The 14,855-nt window shown below is 69.0% G+C and carries 15 protein-coding genes and 1 riboswitch; of the genes, 1 reads left to right on the top strand and 14 read right to left on the bottom strand.

Features of this window, described 5'->3' with window-relative positions; all coding sequences use genetic code 11:
* The 14 genes from VFA06_RS14365 to glyA form a co-directional block, all read right to left on the bottom strand.
* Positions 1–935: endo-1,4-beta-xylanase (locus VFA06_RS14365; RefSeq protein WP_324841050.1), on the bottom strand; the 935-nt coding region annotated here is incomplete at its 3' end.
* 435 nt (positions 936–1,370) lie between these two features.
* Positions 1,371–1,955: a DUF2550 domain-containing protein gene (locus VFA06_RS14360; protein ID WP_324841049.1), complete on the bottom strand. Its 585-nt coding sequence runs from the start codon at positions 1,953–1,955 to the stop codon at positions 1,371–1,373.
* A gap of 197 nt (positions 1,956–2,152) precedes the next feature.
* Positions 2,153–2,557, bottom strand: coding sequence for a F0F1 ATP synthase subunit epsilon (locus VFA06_RS14355; RefSeq protein ID WP_324841048.1), 405 nt, complete (start codon positions 2,555–2,557; stop codon positions 2,153–2,155).
* Positions 2,558–2,675: 118 nt separating this feature from the next.
* Complete coding sequence (gene atpD / locus VFA06_RS14350; protein ID WP_324841047.1) at positions 2,676–4,109, bottom strand: F0F1 ATP synthase subunit beta; 1,434 nt, start codon at positions 4,107–4,109, stop codon at positions 2,676–2,678.
* A gap of 55 nt (positions 4,110–4,164) precedes the next feature.
* Entirely contained in the window at positions 4,165–5,073 is a 909-nt protein-coding gene (locus tag VFA06_RS14345) for a F0F1 ATP synthase subunit gamma (RefSeq protein WP_324841046.1), read from the bottom strand.
* Positions 5,074–5,144: 71 nt separating this feature from the next.
* Entirely contained in the window at positions 5,145–6,785 is a 1,641-nt protein-coding gene (atpA, locus tag VFA06_RS14340; RefSeq protein ID WP_324841045.1) for a F0F1 ATP synthase subunit alpha, read from the bottom strand.
* 104 nt (positions 6,786–6,889) lie between these two features.
* Positions 6,890–7,702, bottom strand: a complete 813-nt coding sequence (locus VFA06_RS14335) for a F0F1 ATP synthase subunit delta (protein WP_324841044.1) — start codon at positions 7,700–7,702, stop codon at positions 6,890–6,892.
* Positions 7,702–8,286 carry a F0F1 ATP synthase subunit B gene (locus VFA06_RS14330; protein WP_324841043.1) on the bottom strand — a complete coding sequence of 195 codons (585 nt, stop codon included), beginning with the start codon at positions 8,284–8,286 and terminating at the stop codon, positions 7,702–7,704. The genes VFA06_RS14335 and VFA06_RS14330 overlap by 1 nt, the downstream gene beginning before the upstream one ends.
* A gap of 39 nt (positions 8,287–8,325) precedes the next feature.
* Positions 8,326–8,568: an ATP synthase F0 subunit C gene (gene atpE, locus VFA06_RS14325; RefSeq protein WP_324841042.1), complete on the bottom strand. Its 243-nt coding sequence runs from the start codon at positions 8,566–8,568 to the stop codon at positions 8,326–8,328.
* 71 nt (positions 8,569–8,639) lie between these two features.
* Positions 8,640–9,452, bottom strand: coding sequence for a F0F1 ATP synthase subunit A (gene atpB / locus VFA06_RS14320; RefSeq protein WP_324841041.1), 813 nt, complete (start codon positions 9,450–9,452; stop codon positions 8,640–8,642).
* Positions 9,453–9,632: 180 nt separating this feature from the next.
* Positions 9,633–9,905, bottom strand: a complete 273-nt coding sequence (locus VFA06_RS14315) for an AtpZ/AtpI family protein (protein WP_324841040.1) — start codon at positions 9,903–9,905, stop codon at positions 9,633–9,635.
* A 133-nt stretch (positions 9,906–10,038) separates the two neighbouring features.
* Positions 10,039–10,440 (bottom strand): hypothetical protein, encoded by a 402-nt coding sequence (locus VFA06_RS14310; RefSeq protein WP_324841039.1) that lies wholly within the window; start codon positions 10,438–10,440, stop codon positions 10,039–10,041.
* Between the two features lie 249 nt (positions 10,441–10,689).
* Entirely contained in the window at positions 10,690–11,991 is a 1,302-nt protein-coding gene (locus tag VFA06_RS14305; RefSeq protein ID WP_324841038.1) for an MraY family glycosyltransferase, read from the bottom strand.
* Between the two features lie 185 nt (positions 11,992–12,176).
* The gene (glyA, locus tag VFA06_RS14300; protein WP_324841037.1) at positions 12,177–13,511 is read right to left on the bottom strand and encodes a serine hydroxymethyltransferase; all 1,335 of its coding nucleotides are present in this window, start codon (positions 13,509–13,511) and stop codon (positions 12,177–12,179) included.
* Between the two features lie 371 nt (positions 13,512–13,882).
* Positions 13,883–14,083, top strand: a riboswitch (cyclic di-AMP (ydaO/yuaA leader).
* A gap of 8 nt (positions 14,084–14,091) precedes the next feature.
* Between glyA and VFA06_RS14295 the strand changes: the two genes are divergently transcribed.
* Positions 14,092–14,781: a transglycosylase family protein gene (locus tag VFA06_RS14295; RefSeq protein ID WP_324841036.1), complete on the top strand. Its 690-nt coding sequence runs from the start codon at positions 14,092–14,094 to the stop codon at positions 14,779–14,781.
* Positions 14,782–14,855: the final 74 nt, after the last annotated feature.

Genomic DNA, 14,855 nt, shown 5'->3' with positions numbered 1-14,855 from the left:
TTGGGCTGGTAGTTGTTGTCGTACATGGTGGCGGCGCCGTAGCCGGAGAAGGTGCCCGGGATCCAGGAGTCCGCGTCGCCCACGCCCCACTGGCTGACCCCGACACAGCGCGAGACGCTCAGGCACCACTTGGTGATGTTGGCGTAGTCGGTGGCCTGTTGCTGCAGGTTGCTGCTGGAGGCCGGCAGCGGGATGCGGTCATCCAGTTCGGTGACCGCCACATCCAGCCCGAGGGCGGCGAACCGCTGCATGTTCGCCTGCATGCTGCTGGGTACCTGCCCGACGATGAAATGGCTTTCCAGGCCGATGCCGCCCAGCGGCACGCCCTGAGCGAGCAGTTGCTGGGCGAGGGTGTACATCGCGTTGCTCTTGGCGTTCTCGCCCTCGATGTTGTAGTCGTTCAGATACAGCTTGGCGCCCGGGTCGGCGGCGTGCGCGGTCTTGATCGCGTCGGCGATGTACTGCTCGCCGCCGCCGAAGGCGTTGTAGAACACGTCCTGGCGGTAGGAGCCGTCGTCGTTGAAGGGCTCGTTGACCACGTCCCAGGCGTAGATCTTGCCCTTGTAGTGGGTGACCTCGGTGGTGATGTGCGCCTCCATCGCGCCCTGCACCTGATTGAGCGGCAGGGAGCTGACCCAGGAGGGCAGTTGGGAGTGCCAGACCAGGTTGTGGCCGCGCACGCGCATGGTGTGGTTCTGGGCGAAGGAGACGATGCCATCGCCCGGGGAGAAGTTGTAGGAGCCGTTGGAGGGCTCGGTGGTGTCCCACTTCATCTCGTTGCCGGGGGTGACCATGTCGAACTGGGTGCCGGCGATCGAGGCGATGGTCTGGTTGGAGGGCATGCTGCCGGTCAACTCGGTACCGAAATACCGGCCCTGCGCCTCCGCCCCCGCCCGCAACGTCGACGCAGCAGACGCCTGATTCGCGAGCACCATAGCCCCAGCCGCCGCCGCAACCGCTGCCGCGGTTCCGGTCGCGTACAGGACGCGTAGTCGTCTCTTTCGGGCTCTGACGGGTAAAGCGCTCGAGTTCATGCGACCTCCAGGCCGGTCCGGCGAAACCAATGGCGCGTGGGAACGCGCGCCCCTAAGTGGCCCCGAAGACCCGAAAAGGTTGCCGCACACAGAGAATCGGTCCATTGTGCCCACGCGTTCATGGCACAACGGCGGATTATCGCCTCACGTGAGCGCACCGGCGTAGGCGGCGATTCAGTCGCCGCAGCGCAGCGTTCAGCGCGGAGCGCGTGCGCGGCAGCGCCTGGTTCGCGTAGCGGCCGAGCGCCAGCGAGGGCGCGGAGCAGGGCGGGTGGGCGGGTCAGGTTCAGCGTGCAGAGCCGCCGAGCGTCAGCGAGGCGGCAGAGCGCGCGCCCGTCAGGAGACGCGGCTGACGTCCTGCCCAGGCGGGGCCGCCTCCAGCCACGACAGGAAGCCGGTGAGCGCGTCAGGGGACATGGCGAGTTCCACCAAGCCGGTGCCGAACTTGCACTCCACGATCGTCCAGCCGGGGAAGAGCGCCAACTCCTCTTGGCCCTCCGCATCGCGGCGGCCGACGACGTCGAGGTCTCGGCGGGTGAGCACCGCGGCGGGGCGGTACGCGTAGGAGAAGATGCGGTACCAGTCGATGCGGTCGTTCTCGTATTGCGCTATTCCGTAGGACCAGCCTCGGCCCGCACGCACGGCTGACGCGCTGAATGGGGTGCGGGTGCCGCGCCGGTGCGGTTCGCCTGGCTCGCCTCGGGCGGCCGCGCGGTAGTGGCCCTCGGCCTCGCTCGCCTGCGCGTGGGACTGACCGAAATGCACCGCAGCCCGCGCCGACCCAGGGGTCAGACGCAGGCTGCAATCGAAAGTGCCACCACGGCGACGGATCACCACCCGCCGGGTGAACAACGCGCCTATGGCACAGAGCAACACCAGTGCCACGGCGGCGAGCCATTCCAGCAGCGCGGTGAGGATCATCACCGACACCGCCACCGCTCGCCGAGACCGCTCACCGTTGCGTGCACGCTTCTCCGTTGTCGCCGCTCACTCGCACCTCGCTCGCGATCGGCTGCGTTGTCCTTCTCGCAGCCGGCCCTCGCCGATCGGTGCTACGTACTACCACCCGACGTGACTCGTATACGTAGTATCTCTTGCGCCGACGAACTTTTGCGCACCTACTGTGCGGTAAGCCGACCCGCCGCCCTCAGGCGCAGCTCAGCGCGCTCAGCCGCGGCCTCGGAATCCTTGTCGAACTCGCCGGCGCGGGCGCGGGCCAGCGCCTCCTCCGCGCGCGCGACGTCGATCTCGCTGCTCAGCTCCGCCGACTCGCTCAGCAGCGAGACCCGGTTCTCGTCCACCGCGATGAAGCCGCCGTGCAGCGCCACCCGCAGCGTCTCCCCCGGCGCACCGTCCTCGATCGTCTTGATCACGGCGACCGAGGGCTTCAGCACCGACATGATCGGCTGGTGGCCGGGCATGACGCCGACGTCGCCGTCCGCCGTCTTGGCGATCACCATGGACGCCTTGCCGGACCAGACCTCGCGGTCGGCCGCGACCAGCGCCACTTCGAGTTCAGCCACGGTGCGGCTCCTCCACTCTTGATGCGAAAGGCTGGCGACCCGTATCCGTGTCCGCCGGGAGCAGGAGCGCTACTCGTGCTGCTCCCGATCCCGGCGGAGACGGTGCGGACTGCTGCTGCTACTTGGTCAGTTCCTTGTACTTGCGCTCGAGGTCCTCGAGACCGCCGCACATGAAGAACGCCTGCTCCGGCACGTGGTCGTACTTGCCGTCCGCGATCGCCGTGAACGCCGCGATGGTCTCGTCCAGCGGCACGAACGATCCCTCGAGGCCGGTGAACGTCTTCGCGACGAACGTGTTCTGCGACAGGAAGCGCTCGATGCGCCGGGCCCGCTGCACTGTGAGCTTGTCCTCTTCGGAAAGCTCGTCCACGCCCAGGATCGCGATGATGTCCTGCAGGTCGCGATACTTCTGCAGGATCGCCTTGACCCGCGAGGCGGTCTCGTAGTGGTCCTGCGAGATGTACCGCGGGTCGAGGATCCGGCTGGTGGAGTCCAGCGGGTCCACGGCCGGGTAGATGCCCTTCTGGGTGATCGGGCGGCTGAGCACCGTCGTCGCGTCCAGGTGGGCGAAGGTGGTGTGCGGCGCCGGGTCGGTGATGTCGTCGGCGGGCACGTAGATCGCCTGCACCGAGGTGATCGAGTGACCACGGGTGCTGGTGATCCGCTCCTGCAGCTCACCCATCTCGTCCGCCAGGGTCGGCTGGTAACCCACCGCGGACGGCATACGGCCGAGCAGCGTGGACACCTCGGAACCGGCCTGGGTGAAGCGGAAGATGTTGTCGATGAACAGCAGCACGTCCTGCTTCTGCACATCGCGGAAGTACTCCGCCATGGTCAGCGCGGACAGGGCGACCCGCAGACGGGTGCCCGGCGGCTCGTCCATCTGGCCGTAGACCAGGGCCGTCTTCTCGATGACGCCGGTCTCGGTCATCTCCGCGATCAGGTCGTTGCCCTCACGGGTGCGCTCGCCGACGCCGGCGAACACCGACACACCGCCGAAGTTCTCGGCGACCCGGTAGATCAGCTCCTGGATCAGCACGGTCTTGCCCACGCCCGCGCCGCCGAACAGGCCGATCTTGCCGCCGTTGACGTAGGGGGTGAGCAGGTCGATGACCTTGATGCCGGTGGTGAACATCTCGGTCTTCGAGTCCAGCTGGTCGAAGCTGGGCGCCTTGCGGTGGATCGGCCAGCGCTCGTTGACCTCGAAGCGCTCGCCCTCCTTGAGGTTGAGCACCTCGCCGGTCACGTTGAACACGTGGCCCTTGGTGATGTCGCCGACCGGCACCGAGATGGCCTCGCCGGTGTCCTTCACCTCGGCGCCGCGCACCAGGCCGTCGGTCGGCTTCATCGCGATCGCGCGGACCATGTTGTCGCCCACGTGCTGGGCGACCTCGAGGGTCAGCGTGCGGGTCTCGCCCTGGAAGTCGTAGTCGATCGTCAGCGCGTTGAAGATCTCCGGCATCGCGTCGACGGGGAACTCCACGTCGACGACGGGGCCGATGATCCGCGAGACGCGGCCGACGCCGGTCGTGGTCTCAGTGGTCGTCGTCATCTTTTCTCCGTCACGGTCTCAGCGGCCTTCAGTTCTGATCGGCGCTGTCTCATAACTACTGGTTCTCCGCCGAGGCGTCGGCCAATGCGTTCGCGCCGCCGACGATCTCGCTGATCTCCTGGGTGATCTCCGCCTGGCGGGCACCGTTGGCCAGCCGGGTGTAGGTCTTGATGAGCTCGGTGGCGTTGTCCGTCGCCGACTTCATCGCCCGCCGCCGCGCCGCGTGCTCGGAGGCCGCGGACTGCAGCAGCGCGTTGAACAGCCGCGCCTTGATGTAGTGCGGCAGCAGCGCGTCGAGCACCTCGGCGGGTGAGGGCTCGAACTCGTAGAGCGGGAAGACGCCTCCGGCCGGGGCCTCGGTGGTCTCCTCGATCTCCAGCGGCAGGAAGCGCGCCGCGACCGGGTTCTGCGAGAGCATCGAGACGAAGCGGGTGGAGACCACGTGGATCTCGTCCACGCCGCCGTTCTCGCCGCCCTTCTCGAAGGCCTCGATCAGCGCGTCGCCGATCGCCGCCGCGTCGCCGTACTGCGGGTTGTCGGAGAATCCGCTCCACTCCCCGGCCAGCTGGACCCCGCGGAACCGGTAGTACCCGGCGCCCTTGCGGCCGACCACGTACCTGTCGACCTCCTTGCCCTCGCCGACCAGCAGCGCGGCCAGCTGCTCCGCCTGCTTGATCGCGCCGGTGTTGTACGCGCCGGCGAAGCCGCGGTCTGCGGTGATCAGCAGGATCGCCGCGCGCCGCAGCTGCGGCCGCTCGCCGATCAGCGGGTGCTTGGCGTTGGAGTGCGAGGCGACCGCGGAGACCGCGCGGGTGATCTCCCGCGCGTACGGGGTCGACTGCGCGACGCGCTGCTGCGCCTTGACGATGCGCGCCGTGGCGATCAGCTCCTGGGCGCGGGTGATCTTCTTCGTCGAGGAGACGGACGCGATGCGCCGCCGATAGACGCGAAGTTGCGCTCCCACGGCCTCAGCCCTCCCTTCCGGATTCGAACTGCCCGGACGCGCCGGGCTGCACAGTGCTCACGGTAGGCGCCTTAGCCCTTCGCGTGCCGGGTGATCGTCTCCTGGCCCACCTCGGAGCGGTCCAGCGGCGTGGCCGCCTCGCCGCCGCGCAGCAGGGTGCCCGCGCTGGTCTCGAAGGTGTTCTTGAAGCCGTCGATCGCCGAGCGCAGCAGGTTGATCGTGTCGTCGGAGAGCTTGTCGTTGGTCGACGCGATGCTCTGCAGGATCTCCGGGTGCGCGGACTTGAGGTGGTCGAGGAACTCGCGCTCGAACCGGCGCACGTCCTCGACCGGGACCTCGTCCAGCTCGCCCGAGGTGCCCGACCAGATCGAGACGACCTGGTCCTCGACCGGGTACGGGGTGTACTGCGGCTGCTTGAGCAGCTCCACCATGCGCTGCCCGCGGGCCAGCTGCGCCTTGGACGCGTCGTCGAGGTCTGACGCGAAGGCCGCGAAGGCCTCCAGGTCGCGGAACTGCGCCAGGTCGACTCGCAGCGAGCCGGAGACCTGCCGCATCGACTTGACCTGCGCCGCGCCGCCGACCCGGGAGACCGAGGTACCGACGTTCACCGCCGGGCGCACGCCCGAGTTGAACAGGTCGGTCTCCAGGAAGCACTGGCCGTCGGTGATGGAGATGACGTTGGTCGGGATGAATGCGGAGATGTCGTTGCCCTTGGTCTCCACGATCGGCAGACCGGTCAGCGAGCCGGCGCCCATGTCGTCGGACAGCTTCGCGCAGCGCTCCAGCAGCCGGGAGTGCAAGTAGAACACGTCGCCGGGGTAGGCCTCGCGGCCCGGCGGGCGGCGCAGCAGCAGGGACATCGCGCGGTACGCCTCGGCCTGCTTGGACAGGTCGTCGAACACGATCAGCACGTGCTTGCCGGCGTACATCCAGTGCTGGCCGATCGCAGAACCCGTGTACGGCGCCAGGTACTTGAAGCCGGCCGGGTCGGACGCCGGGGCGGCGACGATCGTGGTGTACTCCAGCGCGCCGTTGTCCTCCAGCGCCTGGCGCACCGCGGCGATCGTCGAACCCTTCTGGCCGATGGCGACGTAGATGCAGCGCACCTGCTTCTTCGGGTCGCCGGTGGCCCAGTTCGCCTTCTGGTTCAGGATGGTGTCGATGCAGACCGCGGTCTTGCCGGTCTGCCGGTCGCCGATGATCAGCTGGCGCTGGCCGCGGCCGATCGGGGTCATCGAGTCGATGGCCTTGATGCCGGTCTGCAGCGGCTCGTTGACCGACTGGCGCTGCATGACCGAGGGGGCCTGCAGTTCCAGCACGCGCCGGGTCTCCGCCTCGATCGGGCCGAGGCCGTCGATCGGGTCGCCCAGCGGGTTGACCACCCGGCCGAGGAAGCCGTCGCCGACCGGGGTGGACAGGATCTCGCCGGTGCGGCGGACCGTCTGGCCCTCCTCGATCTCGGCGTAGTCGCCCATGACGACCACACCGATCTCCCGCACGTCCAGGTTCAGCGCGATGCCGAGGGTCCCGTCCTCGAACTTCAGCAGCTCGTTCGTCATGGCCGAGGGCAGTCCCTCGACCTTGGCGATCCCGTCGCCGATCTCGATGACCGTACCGATCTCGTCGACGTTCGCGGCCGAAGGCTCGTACGACGAGACGAAGCGCTCCAGCGCGTCCCGGATCTCCTCGGGACGGATCGTGAGCTCCGTCATGAGTCTTCCCTTACTCCCTTAGGTTCTCCCGGGCCTTCGCCCGCGAATTCGGTACTGCACGCCCTCGGTCGGAGGGCTACGTCTGACGGTTGGTCATCAATCCGCTACTGCGACACGCGCCGCGCGGCCTCGTTGAGGCGCCCGGCGACCGAGCCGTCGATGATGTCGTCGCCGATCCGGATGACCATGCCGCCGATGAGCGCCTGGTCCAGCTCGACGTTGAGGCGGATCTCCCGGCCGTAGGCCCGCGCCAGGATCCCGGTCAGCCGCGAGCGCTGCGCCTCGGTCAGCGGCACCGCGGCCGTGACCAGGGCGGTGACCCGCGACCTGCGCTCGGCCGCGATCCGGCTGAGCTCCTCGACCCCGTGCACCGCGTTGCGGCCGCGCGGAGCGGCCACCAGGCGGTGGATCAGCCGCAGCGCCGACGGGTTCGCCTTGCCCGCGAGCAGCGAGTCCACCAGCGCGGTGCGCTGCGAGGCCGGGATGCGCTCGGACAGGGCCGAGGCCAGCTCCGGCTCCGCGGCCAGGATCCGGCCGAAGCGGAACAGGTCGTCCTCGACCGCGTCGAGGGTCCCGGCCCGCTCCGCCAGGGCCAGCTCGGCCTCGGTGGCCAGCACGTCGAGCGCGTCGGCCAGGTCACGCGGCGCGGACCAGCGGCCGCGCACGGTGCCCGCGACCAGCTCCACGGCCGGGTCGCCGACCTTGCCGGACAGCAGGGTGGTCACCAGCCGGGCGCGCTGCTCCGGGTCCCGGGACGGGTCGGTCAGCAGCCGGCGCAGCGCCACGTCGCCGTCGAGCAGGGCGCCGATGGCGGCCAGGTCGTCGGACAGCTTGGTGACGTCGGTCGCCGGCACCGCGGTGAGCGCGGCCAGCGCCTCCTGCGCCTGCTGGAGCGATTCCCGACTCGCGCCGCGCATCAGCCCACCTGCTCCGCCGCGGGTGCGGCTCCGGCCCCGCCGGCGCGCGCGCCCTCGACGCCGAGCCGGCCGTCGAGCTCGTCAAGGAAGCGGTCGATGATCCGCTCCTGCAGCGTCGCGTCGGCCGCGCGCTCCCCGACGATCTTGTCGGCCAGTTCCACGGCCAGCTTGCCGAGGTCGGCCTTGAGCACGGCGACCGCGGAGTTGCGGTCGGCGGCCAGCTGCGCGTGCCCGGCGGCCACGATGGACTCGCGCTGCCGGTTCGCCTCCTCGCGGGCCTTGTCGACCAGCGCGGCGCCCTCGGCCTGGGCCTTGGCCCGCACCTCGGCCGCCTCGTGCCGGGACTCGGCCAGGCGCGCGGTGAAGTCGGCCTTGATCCGCTCGGCCTCGGCCTGCGCGGCCTCGGCCTTCAGCAGGCCGCCCTCGATCGCCTCGGTGCGCTCCTCGAGCAGCTTCTTGATGCCCGGCAGCGCCTTGGCGTACAGGAAGAAGAACACGATCGCGAACGCGATGATGCCGAGGATCAGCTCAGGGCCGTCCGGAAGGACCGGGTTGTGGTCGGCCAAAATGACCTGGGGTCCCACGGTATTGCCTCCTTAAGGCAGTCGTCCGTGAGGAGCGGCTTACTTGAAGACGAACGGCATCACGATGCCGAGCAGCGCGAGCGCCTCGGTCAGCGCGAAGCCGATGAACATGTTCGTGCGGATCATGCCGGCGGCCTCGGGCTGACGGGCCATCGCCTCGACGCCGTGGCCGAAGATCAGACCGATACCGACACCCGGGCCGATGGCGGCCAGGCCGTACGCGACCGCGCCGAGCGAACCGGTGACGTTGTTAGCGCCGGCGATGACTTCAACAGCGGACATGGGTTGCGTTTCCTTCTGGTCGAACCGGCGGGCTCTCCACCGGTTGGCTTGTGGGGTCTTGCGTATGCGGCTCAGTGCCCGGCGTTGTAGGACTCGCCGATGTACTGCGCGGTCAGGATCGTGAAGATGTAGGCCTGCAGGGCCTGGATCAGCATTTCGAAGGCGGTCAGCACGACCACCATCACCGCGGATCCGGCCGCGAAAAGCGCGCCGATCGAGGCGCTGGTCAGGTACCAGGTCGCGATCATGAACGTGGCCAGCAGCATGTGGCCGGCGAACATGTTCGCGAACAGCCGGACCATCAGGGTGAACGGCTGGATCACCAGGACCCTGAGCCATTCGACCGGGATCAGGATGATCAGCACCAGGAACGGCACCCCGGTGGGGATCACCTTGCGCAGGAAGCCGACGAACCCGTTCTGCTTGATCGCCTGGTACCAGTAGGTCAGGTACGTCATCAGCACGCACGCGGCCGGGAAGGCGATCTTCGAGGTCGCCGGGAACTGGGCGATCGGGATGATCTCCATCAGGTTCATCACCCAGATGAAGAAGAACAGCGAGAACAGGAACGGCACGTACCGGTCGCCGGACTTGCCGATCATCGGGCGCGCGATCTGATCCCTGATGAACAGGTATCCGAGTTCTCCCACGTTCTGCGCCCCGCGCGGCACCAGCTTCGGCCGGCGGAACGCGTAGTAGAAGTACACGCACACGATCCCGGCCGACACCAGGGCGATCAGCATCGGCTTGGTGAAGTGGAACCCGCCGATCGAGAAGATCGGGCTGAAATAGAAGTCATCGAGCGACGGCGCGGGGAACCCGCACCCGGAGCCCAGGTGGCAGCCGGAGGCGAGCAAGGTGCTCGCGGTTGCCGTGGTACTCACCGGTTCACTCCTTCGGCTTGGCGCATCGCAGTCGCCGGTGCGGGACTGGGTGTTGAAGTGGGCTTGGAGGACTGTAACTGTATGAGGCTGCCCGAGCCGATTCGCGGGCCCGTTTTCACCGATTCGACCGGTCTGTTCACCGCCGGTTCGCTCGGGCCTCGGCGCGGGTAGGGCGGAGCGTCACTTCTTCCGACCGCCGCCGTTCTCCGCCTTGCTCACCGTGTGGATCGTGTACCAGGTCGACAGCGCCACGCCGAAGAGCACGCCGAACAGCAGCAGGATCGGGTGTCCGGTCCACCGTCCGAGAAGGTAGCCGAGTCCGCCGTAGACGGCGATGGCCGAGACCATGTGCCCGACGATGGTCCACATGGTGGCGTCGGTCTGCTTGGCCTCCTCCAGCACCGACTCATCGTCGGCGGGCGGCTCAGCGGGTGTTCGGGTCGTCGGGCTCATCGCCCGCCCCGGTGCGCGCTCCCGCGTGCTCCCGGCACAGTTCGGCTCCGCGGCGACGCCGCAACGAGTGGCCGGGACGCGCGCGGTGGCTGATCCGGGCGGCGGCTCGTCGAGGCATGGCGGTCATCGGGGATCACAGCTTCCCGGGCTCGACGTAGAAGGTCTTGGCCTTCATCCATGAGCGCACCTGGGTGCCGCTCCAGCACAGCACGCACGCGATCGCGGTGATCCCGAAGGCCCGCGGGTTGAACAGCGTGGTGTCCCGGAACTGCGCGGTGACCACCGCGAGAATCAGAATCTTGACGAGGTAGGTGGCCAGCGCCGTGATCATCATGCTCTGCGGGCTCACCCGCGCGGCGCGGCCGACCACCACCGTGGAGATCAGGAAGAACAGGGTGACCATCGCGAGCGCGAGCACCGCGCCGAGCACTCCCTTGCCGCCGGCCGCGATCGCGGCGACGACGGCACACAGCACGCCTACGGCCGCGGTGGGCACGGCGGATTGCCGTAGCGCGCGGACGTCGTCGGCCTGCATGGTGTGGCTCCGGAGGGCTCGTGGGGTCTGGGCTCGGGGTCACGGGCTGCGTCATATGCAGCGTCATATTAAGAGCGGGCGGGCAGGTTCCATCGGCTGCGGTCGCGTCCTCGATGGTTCCTTGCTCGTGAAACCTATCACAAACGGCAGAGCGCGTCTTTACCCGGTCGGCGTGGTTTCGATCACGTACGACACGCGGGAAGCCCTGATTTCGTTGTGTATCCATCCACTGACTACATCAACCGCAGCTCAACCGTGCGGCCGCCGCGTTTCCCCGGCGCTGTGCACGAGGTCGGGCAGTTGCGGCCTAGCCGCACCGTGCGGACCGGCGACCGCGTTCTCGGCGTTGAAGGCCGTCGCGACGGGGACGCTGCGCCGCGCGCGAGCCGCGGCGTGACGCGCGGTGCGCCGGTCCGCGCGCGCGTCCATGCGCCTGCGCGCCTGTGGCAACAGCAGCACGAGCAGCCAGAGGCCGAGGGCGCCCATCGCGTAGAGGATCGGCGGGCGGTGCGGCGGGGTGACCGTCGCCAGGATCACGGCCGCGGAGATCAGCGAGGACCACAGGTACATGATCAGCACCGCGCGCTGCCTGGAGTGGCCGATCTGCAGCAGCCGGTGGTGCAGGTGCTGCTTGTCCGCGGAGAAGGGCGAACGCCCGGCCGCGGTGCGCCGGACCACGGCCATGATCATGTCGATCATCGGCAGCGCCAGGCAGGAGAACGGCAGCACCAGCGGGATGTAGACGGCCAGGCTCTTGTGCGTCGCGGCGGTCTGCGAGTGCGCGGCCTGGATGACCAGGTCCGGGTCCACCTGCCCGATGGCGAGGATGGTGATCGCGGCGAGCAGCAGGCCGAGCAGCATCGAGCCGGTGTCGCCCATGAAGATGCGGGCCGGGGACCAGTTGTGGCACAGGAAGCCGAAGCACATCCCGGCCACGATCGCGGCGATCATGACCGCGGGGGCGGCGGTGGAGATGAAGTAGCCGACCTGGAGCCGGTAGCCGTAGGCGAAGAAGGCGAGAGCGGCGATGGCGCACATGCCGCCGGCCAGTCCGTCGAGCCCGTCCACGAAGTTCACCGCGTTGATCATCACGACCACGATGAGGATGGACAGCACGGCGGAACTGGTCGGGTCGAGCACGACGGTGCCGTAGCCGGGGATCGGCAGCCATTGGATCTGCACCCCGCTGAGCACCATCACCGAAGCGGCGAAGACCTGCCCGGCCAGCTTGATGAGGGCGTCCACGCCCCAGCGGTCGTCGATGACGCCCAGCAGGATCAGCAGGCCGGAACCCCACAGCAGGCCCGGGATCGTGAGTGAGGTGTTGTACACCCACTGGTGCAGCATCGGCAGGTGCGCGGCGAACAGCAGCGCGGCGAGGAAGCCGAGGTACATCGCCACCCCGCCGAGCCGGGGGGTGGGCACCGTGTGCACGTCGCGATCACGCAACTCCGGCGGCGGCGCGAAACGGATGGCGGCCACGCGAACCAGCCCGGTGGTCAGGTAGGTGACCACCCAGGCGACCGCCATGACGACCAGATACTCGCGCATCTAGCTCCGCTCGCCGCCTTCCCGGCCCGGGGTCCGTGTCGGTGATCAGGGTACGCCGGTCCCGTCTATTAGAGGGGACGCCCGCCCGCACTGCCCGGTTGCCCGTGGACCGCGGCTACAGCACCTTAGAGCCTTCGAACGGCCGATCAACCTGTTTGCCCGGCGGCGGCGCCGCCGAGTGATCGTCACGCCTGGTACAGCGGGAATTCGTCGACCAGTTCGGCGACTTCCTTCTGCACGTCCGGCGCGGCGTCGCCGTCGGCGTCCCGGATCGCGCGACCGACGAGGGCGGCGATCCGGCGCATCTCAGGTTCCTTCATCCCCTGGGTGGTGACGGTGGCGGTGCCCACCCGCAGGCCCGAGGTGACCATCGGCTTGGCCGAGTCGTACGGTACGCAACTGCGGTTCAGCATGATTCCGGCGCGCTCGCAGCGCAGCTCCGCCTCGCGTCCGGTGACCTTCGCGCCGTCGGCGGTCCGCACGCCGACTCCCGCGGTGCCGCGCAGGTCCAATACGGCCAAGTGGGTGTCCGTGCCTCCGGACACCGGGCGCATGCCCTCCTGCGCGAGCGCCGTCGTCAGAGCCCGTGCGTTGGCGATGATCTGCGCCGCGTAGGTGCGGAACTCGGGCCTGGACGCCTCGGCGAACGCGACCGCCTTGGCCGCGACCGCGTGCATCAGCGGTCCACCCTGCGCGAACGGGAAGACCGCGCGGTCGATCGCCGAGGCCAGCTCGGCACGGCACAGAATCGCCCCGCCACGCGGGCCACGCAGCGTCTTGTGCGTTGTGAACGTGACGACGTCTGCATAGGGCACCGGCGAGGGGATGGCGCGCCCCGCGACGAGCCCGGCGAAGTGCGCCGCGTCGACCAGGAGATAGGCGCCGACCTCATCGGCGATCGACCGGAACGCGGCGAAGTCGATGAGCCGGGAGTAGGCGGTCGCCCCGCAGATGATCAGCTTCGGCCGGTGCGAACGGGCCAGGTCGCGTGCCCGGTCGTAGTCGATCAGCTCGGTGTCCTCCCGCACCGGGTAGCCGACGGTCTCGAACCAGGTGCCGGAGAAGTTGCCCTGCGCGCCGTGGGTGAGGTGGCCGCCGTGTTGCAGCGCCATGGCCAGCACGCGGTCGCCGGGGGTGAGCAGCGCGGCGTAGACCGCGAGGTTGGCGGCCGCCCCGGTGTGCGGCTGGATGTTGGCGTGATCGGCGCCGAACAGGGCGCACGCCCGGTCGACGCCCAGGCGCTCGGCGGCGTCCACCTGCGCGCAGCCGCCGTAATAGCGGCGGCCCGGGTAACCCTCGGCGTATTTATTGGAGAGCACCGAGCCGAGCACAGCCAGCACGGCCGGCGAAGTGGGGTTCTCGCTGGCGATCAGCTGCAGCGAGCCGCGCTGGCGCTCGAGCTCGTCCAGCAGCACCCCCGCGATCTGCGGGTCGGTGCGCACCAGCGCGCCGTAGTCCGGTCCGAAGAAGGGGGCCAGCGGGTCGGCCGACGTAGATCGGGGAGCGGCGACTGGGGACATGACCACGCTCCAAGAGCTTCGGCGCGCGGGAAGATCGCGCGGTTTGCCGTGATTGCCGGATCTTTCCTCACACCATAGGCCGCACCGACGGGTACGGCACGGGCAAAGCGTCACCCGAACGGAAGCGCAGTCGCGTCGGGAAAGCCGTAGTGCCTCCGTCACGATGCGCCACGCCCTTGACGGAGGGTGCTGATTCTGGTGCAGATCGTGACGAGAAAGGCCTTACTGTTCAACAGAAAGTCGCGAATCAAGGACCGTTCGTTCATGTGAGATCCCCCACAGCCGCCCGAAGTTGAGTTTCGGCGCGCGGCCTGCCTACGGTCGATCCCGTTCGCCAACGCGGACACCGTGGCCGGCACGCCGAATCCTGCCCACCGTCCACGCCGTAACCCAGACCCGACGGGCAGGAGCGGAGGAACCACTTTTTCCGCCGGACGGGGGCGGCTGCCGGGTGGAACCGGGGCAGCGCCCGATGCAGGTCCGGCTTGGGGTGAATCCGCGCGCATCGCGGTAGGGCCACACATCTCCGGCCCGAATCCGACAGCTCACTTCGCAGGCGTGGGAGAGGAATCGCTTTTCCATGTCCCTTCGTCGTGCTTCCAACGTGCCCGCAGAAGCTGCGGGCGGCCGTCACCGCAAGGCGTCCTTCACCCGCCGCATGATCGCCGGCGCGGCGGTCGCCGGTGCCGGAGTGACGATTCCGCTGCTGGCCGCGGGTTCGGCGCACGCCGCCTCGGTCAACTGGGACGCCATCGCGCAGTGCGAGTCCGGCGGCAACTGGGCCATCAACACCGGCAACGGCTTCTACGGCGGTCTGCAGTTCACCGAGTCGACCTGGCTCGGCTACGGCGGCGGCGCCTACGCGCGGTACGCCAACCAGGCCAGCCGCGCCGAGCAGATCGCGATCGCCGAGAAGGTGCTCGCCGGGCAGGGCATCGGCGCCTGGCCCGTCTGCGGCCCGCGTGGCTACACCTCGGGTGGCAGCTACACCACCACCAACGCCAACGGCGCGGGCTCGGGCTCCGGCTCGAACTACAGCACCCACAAGCCGGCCAAGCACAGCTACTCGGCTCCGGTGCAGAAGTCCAGCACGACCTCCGCCCCGGCCAAGACCACCGGCCACAGCTACACCGTCGTCTCCGGCGACACGCTGTCCGGCATCGCGGCCAAGGAGGGCATCTCGAACTGGGAGACCCTCTACCAGGAGAACCAGTCGACCGTCGGCTCGAACCCGAACCTGATCTTCCCGGGCCAGGTCCTGCACTTCTGAGGCCTGATCCGGCGGGTACGACTGTCCGCACGCGCCGAGGCCCGGCTCCCTTCGTCAGGGAGCCGGGCCTCGGC

The sequence above is a fragment of the Actinocrinis sp. genome (genome assembly GCF_035653575.1).
Lineage (GTDB): Bacteria > Actinomycetota > Actinomycetes > Streptomycetales > Catenulisporaceae > Actinocrinis.
The sequence above is the reverse complement of the archived record's forward strand: the minus strand, read 5'-3'. Positions and strand labels throughout refer to the sequence as shown.